This window comes from Reichenbachiella versicolor (assembly GCF_003171675.1).
Classification (GTDB): domain Bacteria; phylum Bacteroidota; class Bacteroidia; order Cytophagales; family Cyclobacteriaceae; genus Reichenbachiella; species Reichenbachiella versicolor.
In genome coordinates, this window is sequence record NZ_QFZQ01000001.1 from 388,338 (window position 1) to 407,435 (window position 19,098).

At 36.9% G+C, this 19,098-nt stretch carries 12 protein-coding genes; 3 read left to right on the top strand and 9 right to left on the bottom strand.

Annotation, left to right across the window (positions count from 1 at the left end):
- Positions 1-116 precede the first annotated feature (116 nt).
- The 9 genes from DKG80_RS01645 to DKG80_RS01685 all read right to left on the bottom strand — a co-directional run bounded on the left by DKG80_RS01645 (position 117) and on the right by DKG80_RS01685 (position 17,101).
- Positions 117-6,809 (bottom strand): OmpA family protein, encoded by a 6,693-nt coding sequence (locus DKG80_RS01645; RefSeq protein WP_109829544.1) that lies wholly within the window; start codon positions 6,807-6,809, stop codon positions 117-119.
- A 305-nt stretch (positions 6,810-7,114) separates the two neighbouring features.
- Positions 7,115-8,146 (bottom strand): Gfo/Idh/MocA family protein, encoded by a 1,032-nt coding sequence (locus tag DKG80_RS01650; protein WP_109829545.1) that lies wholly within the window; start codon positions 8,144-8,146, stop codon positions 7,115-7,117.
- 10 nt (positions 8,147-8,156) lie between these two features.
- Positions 8,157-9,407, bottom strand: coding sequence for an MFS transporter (locus DKG80_RS01655; protein WP_109829546.1), 1,251 nt, complete (start codon positions 9,405-9,407; stop codon positions 8,157-8,159).
- A complete protein-coding gene (locus DKG80_RS01660) occupies positions 9,404-10,804 on the bottom strand; it encodes a four-carbon acid sugar kinase family protein (protein ID WP_162555621.1) in 1,401 nt (466 codons plus the stop codon). Before DKG80_RS01660 ends, DKG80_RS01655 begins: the two co-directional genes overlap by 4 nt.
- A complete protein-coding gene (locus DKG80_RS01665) occupies positions 10,794-11,450 on the bottom strand; it encodes a cyclase family protein (RefSeq protein WP_109829548.1) in 657 nt (218 codons plus the stop codon). Before DKG80_RS01665 ends, DKG80_RS01660 begins: the two co-directional genes overlap by 11 nt.
- Positions 11,451-11,454: 4 nt before the next feature.
- Positions 11,455-12,528, bottom strand: coding sequence for a tartrate dehydrogenase (locus DKG80_RS01670; RefSeq protein ID WP_109829549.1), 1,074 nt, complete (start codon positions 12,526-12,528; stop codon positions 11,455-11,457).
- A gap of 231 nt (positions 12,529-12,759) precedes the next feature.
- On the bottom strand, positions 12,760-13,347 hold the full coding sequence (locus DKG80_RS01675) for an FISUMP domain-containing protein (RefSeq protein WP_109829550.1): 588 nt from the start codon (positions 13,345-13,347) through the stop codon (positions 12,760-12,762).
- Positions 13,348-13,356: 9 nt separating this feature from the next.
- The gene (locus DKG80_RS01680) at positions 13,357-15,186 is read right to left on the bottom strand and encodes a hypothetical protein (RefSeq protein ID WP_109829551.1); all 1,830 of its coding nucleotides are present in this window, start codon (positions 15,184-15,186) and stop codon (positions 13,357-13,359) included.
- 142 nt (positions 15,187-15,328) lie between these two features.
- On the bottom strand, positions 15,329-17,101 hold the full coding sequence (locus DKG80_RS01685; protein ID WP_109829552.1) for an OmpA family protein: 1,773 nt from the start codon (positions 17,099-17,101) through the stop codon (positions 15,329-15,331).
- A gap of 138 nt (positions 17,102-17,239) precedes the next feature.
- Between DKG80_RS01685 and DKG80_RS21330 the strand changes: the two genes are divergently transcribed.
- From DKG80_RS21330 to DKG80_RS01700, 3 genes are all read left to right on the top strand, one after another.
- Complete coding sequence (locus DKG80_RS21330) at positions 17,240-17,455, top strand: PspC domain-containing protein (protein ID WP_109829553.1); 216 nt, start codon at positions 17,240-17,242, stop codon at positions 17,453-17,455.
- Positions 17,456-17,516: 61 nt separating this feature from the next.
- On the top strand, positions 17,517-18,461 hold the full coding sequence (locus DKG80_RS01695; RefSeq protein WP_109829554.1) for an acetyl-CoA carboxylase carboxyltransferase subunit alpha: 945 nt from the start codon (positions 17,517-17,519) through the stop codon (positions 18,459-18,461).
- Between the two features lie 17 nt (positions 18,462-18,478).
- Positions 18,479-19,033, top strand: coding sequence for a 1-acyl-sn-glycerol-3-phosphate acyltransferase (locus DKG80_RS01700; RefSeq protein ID WP_109829555.1), 555 nt, complete (start codon positions 18,479-18,481; stop codon positions 19,031-19,033).
- Positions 19,034-19,098 lie beyond the last annotated feature (65 nt).

Sequence of the window (19,098 nt, forward strand, 5' to 3'; positions counted from 1 at the left end):
ATTAATGAAATAAAGGCTGTAGTACTTCAAATGAACGTGGTTTTTCTGATTTACTTGTGTCAGAAGTTAACATTTGAAAATACTACAGCCTCTCGTTAGGTTTCTTCAATTAGTGTTTATAGACCTTCGTTGTCGACCATTTTACCACTAAGTGTACCGGTCAAACTTACGAATTCAACTCTTCTGTTTTGTCTCTTACCTTCTTGAGTCAAGTTAGAAGCAATTGGTTTGCTTTCTCCCCATCCTTTGGTATATAGTCTAGAGTCCGCTATACCAAATTTGATAAGAGCTTCCTTAATCGCTTTAGATCTGTTTTCAGAAAGTCTCTGGTTTGCTTCGATAGTACCATCAGCATCCGTGTGACCTTCGATTCGGAATGTCAAGTCCGGGTGCTCTTTCATTAAAGTAGCAATCTTATTCACGATACGGAAAGATTCAGGCTTGATTGTAGACTTTCCTACATCAAACTCAATATTTCTTGTGATGAATTTACCAGTAGTAACAACTTGCTCGTAAAGGTTAAGTTCATCACTATCCAAAGTACGGATCTCACAACCAACAGCATCAGTTACGACTACAGTATATCTACCCAAAATAAGGTTTTGGATATCCTGTGTAGTAGCACCGTTACTCCATTGATACTTGTAAGGTTCTGTACCTCCATTGACAGAGATAAAGATCGCACCACTTTGATCTCCACAACACTTAACGTTGCGAACAGAGTCAATAGTCAGTTCAAGTTCATCAGGTTGCTCTATTGAAGCATTGATAGTATTCAAACAGCCATTGGCATCAGTAATCATGACTGAATAATCATCAGCTACTGCTTCACTGATATTTTGACTAGTAGCACCATTACTCCATGCAAACTCATATGGTTCAACACCTCCAGCAGCAGTGATATCAATAGATCCAGTGCTTTCTCCAAAACAGTTAACGTCTTTGATATCGGCAATTTCTGTTTCGAATGATGGTGGCTGTACGATCTCGGCTTCTAATGTACTCACACAACCGTTACCTTGAGTAATTGATAGTTCATACTTACCAGCAGATAATCCAATGATATCTTCGGTAGTTTCACCATTACTCCAAGCAAACTGGTAAGGTTCAACTCCTTCTAATGCTGTAACGTAAACTGCTCCTGTTTTCTCACCAAAACACTGGATGTCTGTGATAGCATCTATAGTAGATATCAATTTAACAGGTTGTTCTATTTCAGCTGACAATTTGGTTGTACATCCATTTTGATCAGTAACAATAGCTGTATAATTACCTGCCATTACATTGTTTAGTGAAGGCTGAGTACTTCCATTATTCCAGTTATATGAATATGGTGCTACACCTCCAGTTACTTTAGAAGTCAATACGCCAGTTTCGTCACCATAGCAATTGACATTAGTAATATCCTCAACTTTGGCAATCAAAACCTCAGGCTCAGTTACCTCAGTATTGATTTCTTGTTTACAGTCATTGGCATCTTTTACTTGGACAGTATAGGCATTTGAAATAACGTTGATCAAATCCTCTGTGCGTTCTCCATTACTCCAGAAATATTGGTAAGGAGTGACTCCACCACTTACAGTGATGTCTACTAAACCTTTTTTGTCACCATTACAAAGGTTGTGTTGTACCGTATCTAGAGCCAATTGTAGAGGTGTAGGTTCAGTGATGTCAACAATCACTTCTTTGGTACACATTTTATCATCTCTAACTGTAAGCTTATACTGACCAGCTACCAAATTCGAAAGGTCTTTAGTATCATGACCACTGCTCCATTCGTACTGATATGGTGAAGTACCACCTTCAACATCGATAGATACCGCTCCATCACTATCACTGCTACACTTGATATTCGTTTGATCCACAATAGAGGCTAAGAGCTCTTCAGGTTCTTCGATTGTAGTTGCTAACTTCTGTTCACAACCAAGAGTATCTCTGATGATCACATCATAATCTCCAGCTTTAAGGAACTTAATGTTTCTGGTACTGTCTCCAGTATTCCAACTATAAGTATAAATTCCAGCTCCACCTGTAACTTTAGTTTCAATCGATCCCATTGTTTGCTGGAAACAGTTGTTATTAACAATGTTCCCGAACTCTGCCACCATTTTAGGAGGTTCAGTTACTGAAGCAGTCAAGTTTTCAATACATCCATTAGCGTCAGTAATTACCAATTGATAATCATCGGCAATCACGTTATTCAAATTCTGAGATTTCTCTCCATTGCTCCAACTATACTTGTAAGGCTTTTCGCCTCCTAGTACTTCGATTCTGATATTACCTTCATTGTCTCCGTTACATTTTACATTGTCGATTGAAGCAATTTTAGCTTGAAGATCTTCTGGCTCCTCAACTTTGATAGGAAGAGTCTTCTGACATCCGTTTTTATCAGTAACAGTTACTTCGTAGTCACCAGCAGGGATATTCGTCAAATCTTGAGTGTTTTGACCAGTGTTCCAAGAGTAAGTGTAAGGTGATACACCACCGATTACAGTAAGTGCGATAGAACCAGTGGTAGCTCCATTACAAAGTACGTGATCTATATTGTCAATTTGAATGTTCATTCCTATTGGCTCAGTGACGGTAGCAGGTACCACTTCAACATGTCCATTCGCATCCACTACAGTCAAAGCATATTCTCCAGCAGGGATGTTATTTACGTTTTGAGTACTATCACCATTCGTCCAAGAGAAGGTATATGGCTTAACTCCACCTGTTACCACTGACTCTATTGCTCCTGTACTTTCTCCTTGACACATGATATTTGTGATGCGAGAGATTTTAGCTTCCAATGCAGGCGGCTGAGTAATAACAGTATGCAGCATCACCTCACAGCCTTTAGAGTCTTCCACGTTTACAGAGTAGTTACCTGCAGGTAGTGTACTTATATCTTCAGTTGCAGACCCGTTACTCCAACTGTATCTGTATGGCGCTACACCCCCTTTGACTGCTAAATCAATAGCTCCGGTTCTGTTACCAAATGTTCTGATATTTGTAACTTTTTTGAACTCAGCAATCAGTTTTTCAGGTTGAGTCAAAGTAACATTGATAGTAGAATCAGTACATCCATTTTTATCTTTGATAATGACAGCATAGTTACCAGCCATTACATCACTAATGTCCTGAGTTTGTGCTCTATTAGACCACATGTATCTGTAAGGGGTTGTTCCTCCTGTTACTGAAATATTGATCGACCCGTCACTTCCTCCAGCACAAGAGATGTCAGATGAAGAAACCAGAGTGCTTTGAAGAGGTTCAGGTTGTGTGATAACTTGAGTCAATCTCTGGATACAACCATTGGCATCAGTAATACTTACTGAATAGGTTCCTGCTGGTAAATTATCCAGATTTTGAGTTGTAGCACCATTACTCCATTTGAAAGTATATGGTTTTACTCCACCCATCACATTCAATGCAATCTTTCCTGTGTAGTCTCCTGAACACTTAATGTCTTCGACATTTAAGATAGATGCTACGAAAGGAGTTGGTTCTTTGATTGCAGTAGAAGCAGTTTTAGTACATCCTTTAGCATCAGTTACAGTCAAAGTATATTTACCTGCTACTAGGTTTTTGATGTCTTGGGTTTGAGAACCGTTACTCCAGCTATATTTATATGGTGCTGTTCCTCCTTCTACTGAAACATTGATAAATCCAGTGTTATTTCCATTACAAAGAACATGCCCTAACGTATCCAAGTTTAATACTAGCAATGGAGGTTGCTTAATCTCAACATCTATATCATTTTGACAGCCATTACCTTCAGCAATTTGAACTTTGTACTTTCCTGCAGGAACATTTACAAGGTCTTGTGTAGTAGCTCCATTGCTCCAAGAGTATTGATATGGTCCTACACCTCCTGTAATAGAAATATCAATAGCACCTTCTTCTGCACCGAAGCAGTTAACATTAGTAATGTTTTTAACAGTGTACTTAACCTCGCTTGGCTGGTTGATAGTACTGCTTACAATTTGAGTACAACCGTTAGCGTCAGTTGCTGTTAATGTATATTCTCCTGCAGGAATTTCTGCAAGGTTCTGTGTAGTAGCTCCATTGCTCCAGGCAAAAGTATATGGAGTTACACCTCCTGTAGTTCTAATAGTGACAGCACCCGTACTTTGTCCATAACATTTAATATGTTTCTCAGACTCAAGAATAGCGATGAACTTGGTTGGCTGATTAATGACTACATCTCTTATACTAGTACATCCGTTGGCATCTGTTACCACTACAGAATACTGTCCTGTTTTCAAATCTGATATATCCTGAGTAGTGGATCCGTTACTCCACTTGTAAGTGTAAGGTGATTTACCACCTTTTACAGAGAGATTAATAGCACCGGTATTCTCACCATAACATAAGATATGAGTCACGTCAACTGAAGTTTCGATCACAGGAGGTTCAGTTACCTCAGCACTGATAGTATCTTTACATCCATTGGTGTCAACTATTTCTAGCTTATAAAGGCCACTTTTTACATCAACAATATCTTGAGAAGTAGCTCCATTGTTCCATTGGTAATTATAAGGTTTCACTCCACCAGAAACCTCAACATTCACCTCTCCAAGTCTATCTTCAGCACAAAGGTTGTTTGTGATTTTAGCTAAAGTAGTTTTTAACTTAGGAGGGGAGGTAAGAAGTTTGTCATAGCCAGTTTTACAGCCGTTTTTATCCATTACACTCAAAGTATATTTACCAGCAGCTAGTTGACTTAGGTTTTGGATTGAATCACCAGTATTCCAAACATAATTATAAGGCTTAACTCCACCTGAGACATTTAGATTGATTTCACCAGTATTATTACCGAAACAATCAATGTTTCCAACTTTGCCTTCTCTGACAAGTAGAAGTTCAGGTTCTTCTATTCTAGTATTGATTATTTTCTCACAACCATTATTGTCTTTAACAATTACTTCATAATCCCCTGCTTTTACTTCAGCTATATTTTGAGTAGTCAATCCATTGTTCCATTCAAAAGTATATGGCGTGCTTCCCCCTTGAACGTCTACATCAATAGCCCCAGTTCGTTGATCAAAACACAAAACATTTGTGACTTTATTGAATCCAACAACTAATTCTTCTGGTTGAGTGATAGAAGCTTCTAAGTTCAACTCACATCGGTTTGCATCGAGGATTTTAACAGAGTAGTCTCCTGCAGGAACGTCTGATATATCTTGAGTAATCATGCCGTTCGACCAATGGTATTTATATGGCGCAAGACCACCAGTTACATCTACATCTATACCACCTTTCACTTCACTGAAACAAAGGATATCAGTAACTGTAGTGATTTCAGCGGCAAATTTGTCAGGTTGAGATAGTATAGTGTCTAATTGAATTTTGAAATCATTCGCATCCGTAATAGTCACACTATACTCTCCAGCAGGAAGAGCTGTTAGATCCTCAGTTTGTTGTCCACTATTCCAATTAAAAGTATAAGGCTGAACTCCGCCTTCTACAGATATTCCTATTTCACCAGTCTGATCACCAAAACACTTGATGTCAGTTGCATAATCAATTCTAGCAGTAAGTTCTGCTGGTTGTTCTATAGTTACATTTACAATCTTGTTACATCCTGTAGCATCTGTAACTCTTACGTTGTAATTACCTGTCTTCAGACCGTCTACATTTTGAGTTGTAGAGTTATTATTCCATTGATATTTGTAAGGTGCGGTACCACCTTCTACTGAAATAGATACGTTACCGTCTGCTCCTCCATGAAAAGATACATTTTTAGACTCTAAAACCTTAACCTCAAGATTTTCTGGTTGAGTAATACTTGTTTTTAAAGTGTCTAAACACCCGTTTTCATCAACTACTTTGACCGAGTATTCACCTGCTTGAACGCCTGCAATATCTTGAGAGTTCAGACCATTACTCCAATCATATTTATAGGGTTGAACCCCTCCTTGCACATGAATATCTATTGCTCCACCATGATCTCCGAAACATCTTACATTTCTGATTCGATCAAATGAGAGTTCAAGCTTTTCTGGCTCATGAACTTTAGCTGTTGATACTTCAGAACAGCCTTCAGAGTCAGTAACTGTTACTTCATAGTTTCCTGCAGGTAAGTTGCTAATATCTTGCGTAGTTGCTCCATTATTCCAATTGTAAGAATAGGGGGGGCGACCACCATCAACGGAGATGTTAACTTCACCTGATTGGTCTCCTTGACAAAGAATATTCTTTACATCGTCTACAGATCGTACGATCAGAGGCGTTTCCTTTACTTCTGCTGTTACAATTTCTTGACAGTTATTAGCATCTGTTACTAATACTGAATACTCTCCAGAAATTACACCAGTAAGATCTTGAGACCTTGTACCATTACTCCAACTATAGGCATATGGTTCAATACCCCCTTCAACATCAATATCAATTTCTCCCTGATTATACCCAAAACACAAGATATCCTTGGTACCGATAACTTTGGCTTCAAGCTTCTCAGGCTGTTTGATCTCAATTTCTAAAGTATCACTACAACTAAATCCGTCATAGACTGCTACTTTATATGTGCCAGCTGCTAGACCTGCGACATCTTGACTAGTAGCTCCATGACTCCAATAGTACTTATACGGAGGATATCCACCTTCTGCTGAAATGTCAATGGCTCCTTTTTGTTCACCATTACAAAAGTTGTCTTTTGTGGATTCTAAATTGATAATGATTTTTGGTGACTGTGTAATGATAATATCCACCCCTTTTTTTTGCTGACGAGTACTGTCCTGAGCTTGAACAGTAGATTGCATAAAAAGAGCAAATACTAACAACGCTGCTGTTTTACACAGTGGGTTCGCGAGTATTCTCATGTTTAGTTAGCGATTATAAAATTTACTTCTCTACGGCTTTTGACCGAAATTCAATTAAAGTTAAGGTTTTTTTGGTTGCTCCAATTTATTAGCCTTTACAATACTTGTAATTGGTTGACAAATCAGAAAATAAAATGGGTTCAAGCATAAAAAATACTTGAATGAAGGAATTTTACAGATGCAATAGCAAGGTAGAAAGTAGAGTCGATATGTGCAATTCTACATCAAGATTTTACAATAATGTAACTGTCGAATAGTAAGGGGGAAAAGTGTTTTTTCCTTCTTTTAGGGGTGAAAGTAGGCTTTTAGTTATCTATTTTGACTTCTCTCTTTTGCTGATGACTTTGATATACAGCTTCTTGAACTTTGAGATTTTGCAAGTAGTGGTTGCCAGTGATATCAAAAGGAATATTTTTAATCATGCAATCAATAAAATGTTTTTGAGTGTAGTAAACACAATCTCCGGCAAAATTGATTTGGTTGTGCTGGTATTCGATTTGTTCTTCAGGTTTTCCGAGCTTTTTTATAAAAATATTACCAAAAATATCTAATCGAAGACTTCCTCCTTCTGCATCAACACGTGTTTCACCAAAAGTGTATCTTGGATTGGGGCATTCTACTTCATTGTATCGATTGGCATCTAATATTGCTTGAATACCGCCTTCTATTTCAAACATAACAATACCAGAATCTTCTCCTGCAATATGTTGATTTAGTTTTCTAAGTTTTGCATAGACAGATTGAATGTCTCCAAGTAAGTATCTGAACACATCTATAAAATGAATACCGGTCTCATAAATAAGCAATCGAGGCATTTCTCTGAAATAAGGTTGACGAGCTAGGTATGCATCGTCTGGCCATCCATCTCCCATTCTCATTCTGTGATATAGCGAGAAAATTTTGCTTCCAATTATACCACTATTTAAGAGCTGTTTAATTTTTTGGTGCCAAGGTTGGAATCTAAAATTCTCATGTACCATAAACTGAACCCCTGACTGGTTCATTGATTCTACTAGCTTCTTGGCTTCACTGTAAGAAGGGGCAAGAGGTTTTTGACAAAGAATATGCTTTCCATGAGAAGCTGCTTGCTGACAAAGTTTTAAATGACTAGAGGGAGGCGTAATGATATCAACTATATCAAAGTCAATATTATTAAAAGCATCTTCTAAGGTTTCAAAAGTATGTTTGACTTCAAATTCATTAGCCATTTCTACAGCCTTTGGCAAGTCTAGGTCACATATTGCAACCAATTCTACTTCAGGAATACGTTTCCAAGCTTCTATGTGAAATTTAGAAAAATACCCAGCTCCTATGCTTACAATTTTTAATTTATTCATCCTTATTTAATCAATAAGCTAAACCGGCTTTTGCTTTTGTTCTTGACCAAATGACCACCGCAATAATGTTTAGTCCAGCTGCAGTATAAAAAAAGTAATCAACTGTACCTGTCCAAGCTGTAAGGTATGGAAATGCAAGTGCTGTTAAGAATGAGCCAATATTTCCAGCCATATTCATGGCTCCTGAAGCTGTTCCGGCATTGCTCTTACCAATATCTACACATAGAGCCCATGAAGGTGGTAGTGTCATATCTGCTCCTAAAATGGCAATGCTGAGCATAATGACTGCTGTAATCGGTGTTTTCATAAAAATACTTCCTATTAACCCTATGGCTGCTAGGGAGAATCCAATTATGGCTGGTAATTTTCTAGATAGGTTCCATTTTCCAGCAGCGTATATTCTATCAATTAAAATTCCAGCAATCCAGTTGCCACCAGCACCAGCAACAAATGGAGCAATAGAATACCATCCAGCCTCAAGGCTATTTAATGAGTAGGTTTCTTTAAGGTAAGGGAAGAGCCAAGTCAATGCAAAATAGAAAGTGAAGTTGCTACAAAAGTACTGTATGATAGCAATTTTCATATTGGAGGATTTTAAAAGAGTTCCAATAATGAGTTTTTCTTTTTTTGTAGTTTCAGGTTGTTGTCTGTTTAATAGAATATGTTTTTTTTCTTCTTCGCTAATGAAGGGATGCTTTTCTGGGTCGTCTCTAAATACAAACCACCAAATTACAGCCCAAACCACTCCAATAACACCTAGAATATAAAAAGATGTTCTCCATCCAAATTCACTTATCAACCAAGCTACGAACGGTAAAGCGAACGCGGCTCCAAGTCTTGAACCAGAAAAGTTGAGACCTAAAACAAGCCCCCTTTCCTTGAGTGGAATCCATGAAAAAATAGCTCTAGACATGCCTGGGAATGCTCCTGCTTCTCCCGCTCCAAATAAGAACCTAGTAAATATTAGAGATAAGTAGTTCCAAGCAAACCCCGTCATAGCTGTGAAAACTGACCATACCGAAACTATGGATGCTAGTACCTTTCGGGGTCCAAATTCATCGGATAACATGCCACTCGGAACTTGAAAAAGTGCATATCCTAGAGCAAAAGCTGAAAGTACCCAACCCATATATATATCTGATAAACCCAAGTCTGCTTGGATAGTTTCTTTTGCGACAGAGATGCAAACTCTGTCAACATAAAGTAGGAGAGATAAGATAAACATGCCTGAGACGACAATATGTCTGGTTGGTAGTTTCATAAAAGGTTTATAGTTAGTTTATTTATTGCTTCAGTGAGACTGGATTCGTTACCAACATTTCCCGGAAAGATAATATAAGGGATTCCTGGGAACTTACTATCGGCAAGTTGTTCCCATACTGGTACCCCTGGGATTAACTGCCCTTTAACTAAAGCTCGTTTTATTTTAAGACTCTTAGTTGCTAAATCACTAGAGGTAATTCCACCTTTTGCAATAACATATCTTGGCTTTACATCTAAAATTGATACTATGTTGGTTAAGTATTTTGATACTGTAGAACCTATATCTAAGTTCTTTTCTTTGTTTGAACTAGAAACAAGTTCTCTACTAGTGTAAAGAATAACATCAGTTCCTTGCTCAATATGATAATCTATTCTTTTGGCTAGTTCCGATTCATTGACTGCTTGATTCTTTAAAAGGTCATTGACGTTGACTTTTATTGGGTGGAGATTTGTGTTTTTTAAAGTATGATTTAGTTGTTGAGTAGATTTAGGTACATATGATCCTAAAACTATTAATCCGCCATTGGAGTTAGGGCCACATATTTTGTTTGTTATAAAATGTGTGTCTTGTTGGGTGAAGGTAGCAATAGTAGATGCTGCTGTCCTAAAAAGTGGAGTTACCTCAGATTGTAATATTGCAAATATGACTTTTTTTAAGTCATCATAGTTAATTGCATTAACAATACATATGTCACCACTGTTCAGTCGATTTACTTTAGTACATAAAACATCCGTCAATTCGCTTCTTATTTCTGAGAGAGTCAATGAATGGATTTCTTGAAGCAACTCACCATTATATTTCTCACTCACCCACTTTATTAGTTGACTATTTTTAAAACCAAACACTTTGTCCTTGGCAAAAGGCGTCAAATGAGCTGGAGTCATTTTTATACCTTCTTTGACATAGTGTATGTCATTAATAGTGTATCTACCACCTTCGAAGAAAGCAGGTATCAGAAATTGAACCGCTTTATTCGGTTTAAATACTGTGTTAAGTATGTCAATTTCTAATGGATAATGACCTCTTAAGGTGCTATCAGACCGACTTATGACAATGTGTTTTTTTTCAAGTTTTTGTGTAGCCTGTTTTATATTATGGGCTATTTCTAATCCTAGTTTTTTAGCTTGATTTTCGGGAAGGCTGCGGCTATTGGTCAAAATGTAAAATAGAGGAGTTCCAATTTTTAATTCACTAACAATAGCTTCGAATGTCCATTCAGTGAGAACCGGAATATCATGAACTGTTTGTGTACCAGTAGGATCGTCATCTAGAACAATAATTACGTCGGCAGATTCTTTGACTGTCTTAAGTAATTGATTGGTTGATGGTAGATCTACCATTTCTGGAAGGTCATCAACTAATGATTCATATGTTAGATTTGTTTCAGTCTCCATTTTCTTCAAAGGCAATAACTCTCGCAGGTGCACCGTCACCATTTTCTATTTTTAGTGGAAGTGCAATTAAGAATACTTCCTTTTTTTTAATTTTATCTAGGTTCTTAAGTCCTTCTAGTATAACAACCTTTCCTCCTAGGAGTATTTGATGAATTTTCGTTACTTCTTCAATATTTTCAACATCAGCGACAGAAAGCGGTTCTACACCTAAAATTTTTACTTTTTTTTCTACGCACCAAATAGCTAAATCTTCACTGATTCTTGGAAGATCTTTTTTGAAGTTAATATCATTCAGTTTATCAGACCATTTGGTACAGATTAAAAGGCCATTTCCACTGGTGAAATTTTTAGCTAGAGTACCTAGGCTTTCAATCGTAATAAGCTGTTTTGCTTCCTTAATTTCTACTTCTAATATATCCGCAGAACACATTAAGTTTTCAGGAGTGAAATCATCTATAGTTTCATTACTTACTCCAAAATGGAAAGGGGAGTCCATATGTGTACCCGCATGAGAGTATATTGATAGTGTTCGTGCATTCCACCCATCTTTTGTCAACGTTTTAGCAGGCTTTGAGCTAAAACCTACCATTTGATCGTTCAGTGAGTGGGTCAGGTCATGAATGATAAATTTCTCCAGGTCAATCATTGGTCTATACAGCCACTTCGGACTCTAATACAGCTGCTATAGTAGCTTTGGTGATATCATCAGTTGTTGCTGTACCTCCAAGGTCTTTAGTTTTAAGTCCGCTCGAGGTCATTTTATGAATAGCTTTCATGAGATCAGATGCTGCAACGTTTTCACCTAGATGTTCTAGCATCAATGCCCCAGACCAAAATTGTCCTATAGGGTTAGCAATGTTTTTTCCAGCAATATCTGGTGCTGATCCGTGAATAGGTTCAAACATAGAAGGAAAGTCATTTTCTGGATTAATATTTCCACTGCCTCCCAATCCTAAGCTACCCATAATTGCTCCCCCAAGATCAGAAAGTATATCGCCAATCATGTTGGTTGTTAATATTACATCAAATACTTCAGGATGAAGCACGAAACTAGCTGAAGCATTGTCTACATACATTTTTTGATATTCTACATCAGGATATTCTTGAGCAACTTCTTCGATTACTCTATCCCAATAAGATAAAGTATGAATTAGGGTATTAGACTTCGTTACATTAGTAAGTTTTTTTCTTCTCTTTTGAGCTAGCCTGAAAGCGTAATGGGCTACTCTGGTAGTACCTTGCCTAGTGAAAAGTGCAGTTTCTGTAGCAAAACCTTCAGGTGAGTCAGGGTACATCTGACGACCGTTTTGAACGAATTCACCCTCATTATTTTCTCTTATGATAACAAAGTCAATATCCTTTTTACCTTTTGAAGCAAGGGGACTGGCTATTCCATCCCATAAATGAACTGGCCTAAGGTTAACATATTGTTTGAAGTTGGTACGCATGAAATTAGTATAAAGCTTGAATGGTAAAGTATCGTCTACTTCAGGAAGTCCAACCGCTCCAAAATAAATAGCATCGTACTTTTTCAAGGTGTCTAAACCATCTTCTGGAAGGAAGTGGCCATGATCCTTGTAGTATTGAGCTCCATAGTGGTAGGTGTCAAAGTTCATTTCAAAACCATGTTTCTTTGAAATTTCTATAAGAACCTCTACTCCTGCAGGTACGATTTCGTTTCCGATTCCATCACCATTGACAGCTGCTATTTTATAACTTTTCATGATTGAGTTTTATCTAATATTTTAACTTAGGTAAATCTATTAAATGTATAATGAATTCAAAATAATAATTAAGTTCATCCTATTAAATTAGTTAATTGATCATAGGTATAGAACAAAAAAGGCTGAATTAAATCAGCCAAATGAGATGTAACACTTAAAGTGTGTAATGCTTTAAAATTTATATTAGAGTAGAGGGCATCAATAATGAGCTATCATCGGTACAATGAAATATTATTTATAGTCTTTTACACATCTAACGCTATTATGGTGCGATTCATCAACATGGTCATCTGTTATATAATCTACACCCGAATGAATAGTTATGGTACCAGGGTTAGTAGCTGCATGTGTGTCCCTTTTCCAATAATAACCATCTACACCAATATCTATATAAGCTCCATTAGGTTCACCAAAACCAGCTGGCTTCAAGGCTAGTCCACTTTCTCCTCCTTCCTTAATTGCAGGACCTGTTTTCATTTTGCCTCCATATTTCTTCATGACCAGCTCCCATTCAAAAGTTAAAGGGAGATGCCAACCAGGAGGGCATGCTTCCATAGCAGCTCTCCAACTATATAGTCGCCCAAATACATTACAATACTCTGGGTAGTCGTTATAACAAAAAGACTCCTTAGTTTCATAATTAAGGTTGGTACTCATCCACTCAAGGACACTTTCTATTCCATCATCAGTTTTTACTTCCATCAATACGGTTTCATATTCCTCACCGTCACGAGGGTCATAAAAAACACTAGTCATATCTTGAGCTTGACTGATATAGATCAAGTTCAACAGAAAGATCGTTGCTAGAAAACGCTTCATAATAAGGTGCTAAAATTTATGTCCGTTAAAAAGAACGCCAGATTTGATACGGACATTGTCATAATGTACTGTATGGTTTCCAGAAGTCTTATGTCCATAGCCATGATGGTCATGACTGTAATGAGAGATGATTAATTGTCCTCCTTCTACATCATTAATTTTATAATAAAAGTCTTTATATAGGTCTTTTTTAGGATAATGCTCTATTATGCTTTTAATTCTTAAACCTCCAAACAGAAAAGGTTTTATATGGTGAGAATAATTGCTCTCTTTCATTTTAGTAGTATAATGACTTGATATTTCATCACTTACTGTATTAAACTCTTGATGGTCATAATAAAATTCGGTCTTTCTACCTCCCACATAATTTATTTTACTCAGTACGCCTTCTTGGATATTTTCAAGAGAATAATGTTTAGTCTTACCATCTTCATGTAGGACATTTTCGGGTTGACTGTAGTTATAAAAGTCTGATGGAGTAATGTTATGAGGGTCTTCTTCTCCATTATAAAACCCCCATAAATCTCTTGCATGGCTTTCTTTGGAAGGAAGTCCTTTGGTGATTTTATACTCAAAAGCCATCTTTCTAACTTTCTTAGTTTCTATAGTAAGACTGTCAAGCTTTAACCTTCGATGCAAATATCCTAAACTTTCAGTTTGACTTGCTTTGTACATAGAGTAGTTCATTTTACTACTAGCAATAATATTTCCATTTTGTTTTACTACAATACTATCAAGCTGTTGTCTTCCATAGCCAATACTTTGTTTTTGAGCTGTTCTTGTAGAAATGTTTTCAGGAGGGCGCATATGCTCTTGTTCACTCTTATGAAATGTGGCCTCATACTCACCACAAGAGATTGATTTGGGATAAATGTCCTGATGGATATTGATTGAATTGATTTGAACATTTTCAATATCTTCAGGAAAGCAATATGATGAATAGTGGACATCCCAAACATCGCCGTCATTTATATTCATTTTTTGATAAGCTCCTTCACTTATGTATGTGGACAAACCATCCACAGATGTATCATATTTGAAAGACGCAATAGCTCCATTTGGCGAAACTACTTTATCAAGATACCAAGAGGTGGTAGCTATATGCTTAATGTGATCAAATTTGGCAGAATGTGATTCATACTTATAATCTAAATAATAGTTGTGGTTGGTAGTGATTTCACGAGTTTTAAATTGGTAGATAAATCCCCTAGATTCCTTAAACGTCCAGGAATTCTCTTTCAAATTAAATGTCGCAGTCATGTTTCTAGGTGAAATGATTTCAATAGAAATAGATTTAGAATTGGGATCATGATCGGGAGTGAGAAAAAACTTTCCTTTCATTCCAAGAATATTGAAAAAGAAAATATCTGGATCAGAATCAATTTCCCCTGCACACACCTTAGTGTGGAATTCTACATTTTCATTTTCATTACAGTCTTCAAAACATGGTTTAATATGTTCAAAAGGGTATCCTTTTGCATTAGTAGCCTCTTTTTCATCTACTATTCCTAAATCATTTTCTCCTCGAATTATGCGCGTAATTACACCTCCGGCATCTAAATACCATCCAAGTCCTGCCCAACTAGCTTCTTCTTCAACCTTAATTCCAATAGCATGATAGTTCATGCTGATGGGGATAAATAGGTCATCATTAATGAGAGTTCTGATCGGAAACTTGATTTTAGGAATGCCATATGGAATACCCACAGGATGATCACAGTATTTAATTAATGCCGTTGAATTGAAAGAAGGTGGAATTACTTTGTCAATTCTAAGTTGAGCAATACTGCTATTGTAAATAATCAGTAAAGCGAATGCAAGCAGGTGTGTTCTTTTCATATATTCTATTCTATGCCTGTGAAAATTGACTGAATAGTGCTTAAAATTCGAATATAGAAAGATTTTATAGGATTAGGGTAGGGCTGTAAACAAAAAAGCCTCAGTCATAGACCGAGGCTTCTTCATTCAAATGATAAGTATCTTAGTTTAATGCAGTAGCCAGCTGAGAAGCGAATTCTCTGAATTCTAAATCAGCTAGTGCTTTTTCCTTCAATGAAGGATCTTTTTCAACTGCAGTTTTCAAATTCTTAACTAACTCCTCTGCTTTACCTTCTCTAGCAGCAGTAACTGCTTTAGCATAGTAAGCTTTGGTGAACTCACTGTCAAGTTCAATAGCAGAATCGAATCCTGTATTAGCGTTGTCATAATCTTTCTTTAAAAGAGCAGCTAAACCTTTGTTGAAAGCAACCTTAGTAGTTTCCTGAGCTCCATTCAATGAAGCACTGGCAGATGTATAGTCACCTAGTTTGATCTCAATAGAACCTTTAACACCATAAAGGTCTGCTTGGTGTGATCCAGCACCTGCTGCTAATGCACCAGTTACTGCGTCGTAAGCCTGAGCCTTGTCTCCTTGTAAAACTAGTGCTGAAGCTTTATTAGCTTGAACTTCAACAGCATTTTCTTTTTGTGCAGCGATGTCAAGTTGAGCGATAGCTTTTTCTATTAGAGAAGTCTTTTCAGATCCTTCTGCCATTTTAGCTTTCTCGATGTACACAGCACCTAAGTTGTTATGAGCAACCCAGCTAGCTTCTTGCTTAGTAGCAGCCATATAAATAGCTTCTTTTTCATCAAGATCAGGAGTCAAAGTTGCAGCAAATAATAATTCAGGAGTGCTTAAAGCAGCTGTAGTATCTTCAGCTACGATCTGCTTAGCTAGTGCAGCAATTTCCGCGTTAGTTTTCTTTTCGATTACGGTAAGTACTTCTGTTTTAGCAGCTCTTAAACCTGGGTAAATATCTTTGAAAATAGCATTGTATGAATCAAGCTTCTGAAGAGCTTTTTCTTTGTCTTCGAAAGTACCTTGACCATTTACCACTTTTACAATCTCAGACTTTTGTTCATCTGAAACACCTTCGTATGCGTCTAACTTAGTTTTGAACTCAGTCCAATCTTCTACAACAGGCTTCAAAATGAACTCGATAGAGTCGGCCATTCCTTTGTAGTCATACTTTCTCATTTGAGCTCTGTAGTACTTCTCAATAGCTTTAGCTCTGCTTTCAGAAAGACCAGTGTTGACTGTTTCAGATCCCTCAGGAGAGTGAGTACCAGTGATTGTTACTGTTCTTGTTACATTTTTGTCAGCTATAAATGCAGAAAATTCTTTTCCTTTTGAACCGCTTTTCTCAGACCACTTTAATACTGACGATCCTCTGTCGAAGTAGAATTCAACATTAGTTGGCTCAAGTTCTTCCTCATCAGTGTAACCTGAAGCAGCATATGCAGCATACACTACATCTTCAACCATCAAAGATGTTACAATTAATCCTTTTGCCATTGGCTTTCTAGCGGTGCTTTTATTTTCACCTTTAGGATCTACAGCCATTCCGATCACTTCTAAGTCTCCATTCTGCATTCCGTCTGCATAAGCAAAACTGAATGATTGCTCTTTTTTAGAAGTAGTTGTCTTGCTTTCTGGGAAATCAGAAGCATCAAATGTCATTTTTCCAACTTCTAGATCAGATTCTCCATACTTGTAATAATTAGTTACTATGAAAGAATAACCTTCAGGTAACATTTTAGCAGGCAATACTGCAGAAGCAGAATACTTTATAGAGTCGCCATGAAGTTCCAAAGGACTAGGGACAATGTCTAACTGCTGCTGCTCAGCTAGTTTTATCATTTTATTCAGGGAACTACACCCCGATAAAAGAACTAAGCCAGTTAAGGCAGCTAGTAGGAAATTTGATTTTCTCATTTGAATAAATGTTTTAAAATAGATATAACTTTTGGTACTTATATTCGAAATAATGGCAATAATAGGTAAAAAACTAGTATCTGCTAAAAAACTAACATCATATTTAGAATTGCATCGAATCGATTAAATTTGCATTGTATGAAAGGGTTACAGGATTTTTTTGAAAAATATGCCTTTGGTGTTTGTACCAAACTCGGCGAAAAACTAAGGATTCCAACTTCTAGTATCCGGTTATTTTTTATTTATCTCTCTTTTATGACTTTCGGATCACCTCTTCTAATTTATTTAATGCTTGCTTTTATGATTAATATCAGAAAGCATGTTAGAAGAAGATACTCTCTTTGGTATTATTAAATCTTTACGCTTATTAAAGTATAATATGTAGGTTTGCGCACCTATAAGAATGGCACAACATATGTTATTAGAATTCGAGAAACCGATTGCTGAGTTAGAGGAGAAATTGGCAGATATGAAGGCACTAGCGTCTTCAGATGATAAGGAGTTGAGTAAAGCTGTAATCACTCTTGAAAATAAGATTCAGAAGTTAAAAGAAGAGACTTTTGCAAATCTTACAAGGTGGCAAAGGGTTCAATTATCTCGTCATCCTGAGAGACCATACACACTTGACTACATCTATGAGATTACAGATGATTTTGTAGAAATCTTTGGAGATAGATCTGTTAAGGATGATAAAGCAATGGTAGGCGGTTTTGGGGCTATAGATGGTCAAACTTTTATGATCATTGGTCAGCAAAAAGGAAGAAATACAAAGCAAAGACAAATAAGAAATTTCGGGATGGCAAATCCTGAAGGATATAGAAAAGCGCTTCGATTAATGAAGATGGCTGAAAAATTCGGTAAGCCAATTGTTTGTTTAATTGATACTCCAGGTGCTTTCCCAGGATTAGAAGCAGAAGAGAGGGGGCAAGGAGAGGCTATTGCAAGAAATATCCAAGAGATGTTTATGCTTAAAGTTCCAGTAATCTGTATAATAATCGGAGAAGGAGCTTCAGGAGGAGCATTGGGTATAGCAATAGGAGATAAAGTGTTGATGATGGAAAATACTTGGTATTCAGTTATTTCTCCAGAGTCATGTTCTTCTATACTTTGGAGAAGTTGGGAATTTAAAGAACAAGCCGCAGAAGCCTTGAAATTAACAGCTAGCGATATGATGAAGAATGGTTTGATTGATGGCGTAATCAAAGAACCAGTAGGAGGAGCACATAATGATATGAAGGCTGCTTCATCAGAATTGAAGAAAACTATTCTAGAGTCGTTTAAAGAATTAAATGATATCTCAGTAGAAAAGCGAATTGAAGAACGTATCGCTAAGTTTAGTGATATGGGCTCTTACGCTTAATAAAATAGTTATGAACGATGATAAAGTATTTCTTTAAACTCATGTTTAAAGTAGCTGGTTGGTCTATAGACGGTCAGTTGTCGAAAGGGTTAAAGAAATGCGTTATCATCGTTGTTCCTCATACAAGCTTTGCAGATTTTTTTGTTGGAGTAGCGGTTAGAGCCATTCAGGGGTTTAGAGCTAGTTATTTGGTCAAAGAAGAATTGTTTAAGTTCTTTCCGCTAGCTTGGTTTCTAAAAAAAACTGGAGGTATTCCTATTGCACGTAGTGGTGAGGCTAAAAATAATGTGGTTGACAGTGTAGTCAATCTATACCATCAGAGAGAATCTTTAATATTAGCCATGGCTCCTGAGGGGACAAGGAGAAAGGTTGAGCATTTCAAAACTGGTTTTTACAGAATAGCGCTTGGAGCTAAAGTACCTATTATTATGGTTGCGTTCGACTTTGAAAGTAGGGTAGTCAGATATTTAGAGGAATTTGAGCCTACAGGAGATATGAAGTCTGACATGATATATATAGAAAGTCGAATGAAAGGATATATTGGTAAAAAGCCTGAATTGAGTTTTAACTGATTATTTTTATCAAGATTTATAGTTTTTGATTGTAAGTGTACGAGGAATTAGCTCAGTTTCTTAGC

Coding starts and splice junctions, on each gene's coding strand:
- DKG80_RS01645 (WP_109829544.1), bottom strand. CDS start 6,809: ATGAGAATACTCGCGAACCCACTGTGTAAAACAGCAGCGTTGTTAGTA.
- DKG80_RS01650 (WP_109829545.1), bottom strand. CDS start 8,146: ATGAATAAATTAAAAATTGTAAGCATAGGAGCTGGGTATTTTTCTAAA.
- DKG80_RS01655 (WP_109829546.1), bottom strand. CDS start 9,407: ATGAAACTACCAACCAGACATATTGTCGTCTCAGGCATGTTTATCTTA.
- DKG80_RS01660 (WP_162555621.1), bottom strand. CDS start 10,804: ATGGAGACTGAAACAAATCTAACATATGAATCATTAGTTGATGACCTT.
- DKG80_RS01665 (WP_109829548.1), bottom strand. CDS start 11,450: ATGATTGACCTGGAGAAATTTATCATTCATGACCTGACCCACTCACTG.
- DKG80_RS01670 (WP_109829549.1), bottom strand. CDS start 12,528: ATGAAAAGTTATAAAATAGCAGCTGTCAATGGTGATGGAATCGGAAAC.
- DKG80_RS01675 (WP_109829550.1), bottom strand. CDS start 13,347: ATGAAGCGTTTTCTAGCAACGATCTTTCTGTTGAACTTGATCTATATC.
- DKG80_RS01680 (WP_109829551.1), bottom strand. CDS start 15,186: ATGAAAAGAACACACCTGCTTGCATTCGCTTTACTGATTATTTACAAT.
- DKG80_RS01685 (WP_109829552.1), bottom strand. CDS start 17,101: ATGAGAAAATCAAATTTCCTACTAGCTGCCTTAACTGGCTTAGTTCTT.
- DKG80_RS21330 (WP_109829553.1), top strand. CDS start 17,240: ATGAAAGGGTTACAGGATTTTTTTGAAAAATATGCCTTTGGTGTTTGT.
- DKG80_RS01695 (WP_109829554.1), top strand. CDS start 17,517: ATGTTATTAGAATTCGAGAAACCGATTGCTGAGTTAGAGGAGAAATTG.
- DKG80_RS01700 (WP_109829555.1), top strand. CDS start 18,479: ATGATAAAGTATTTCTTTAAACTCATGTTTAAAGTAGCTGGTTGGTCT.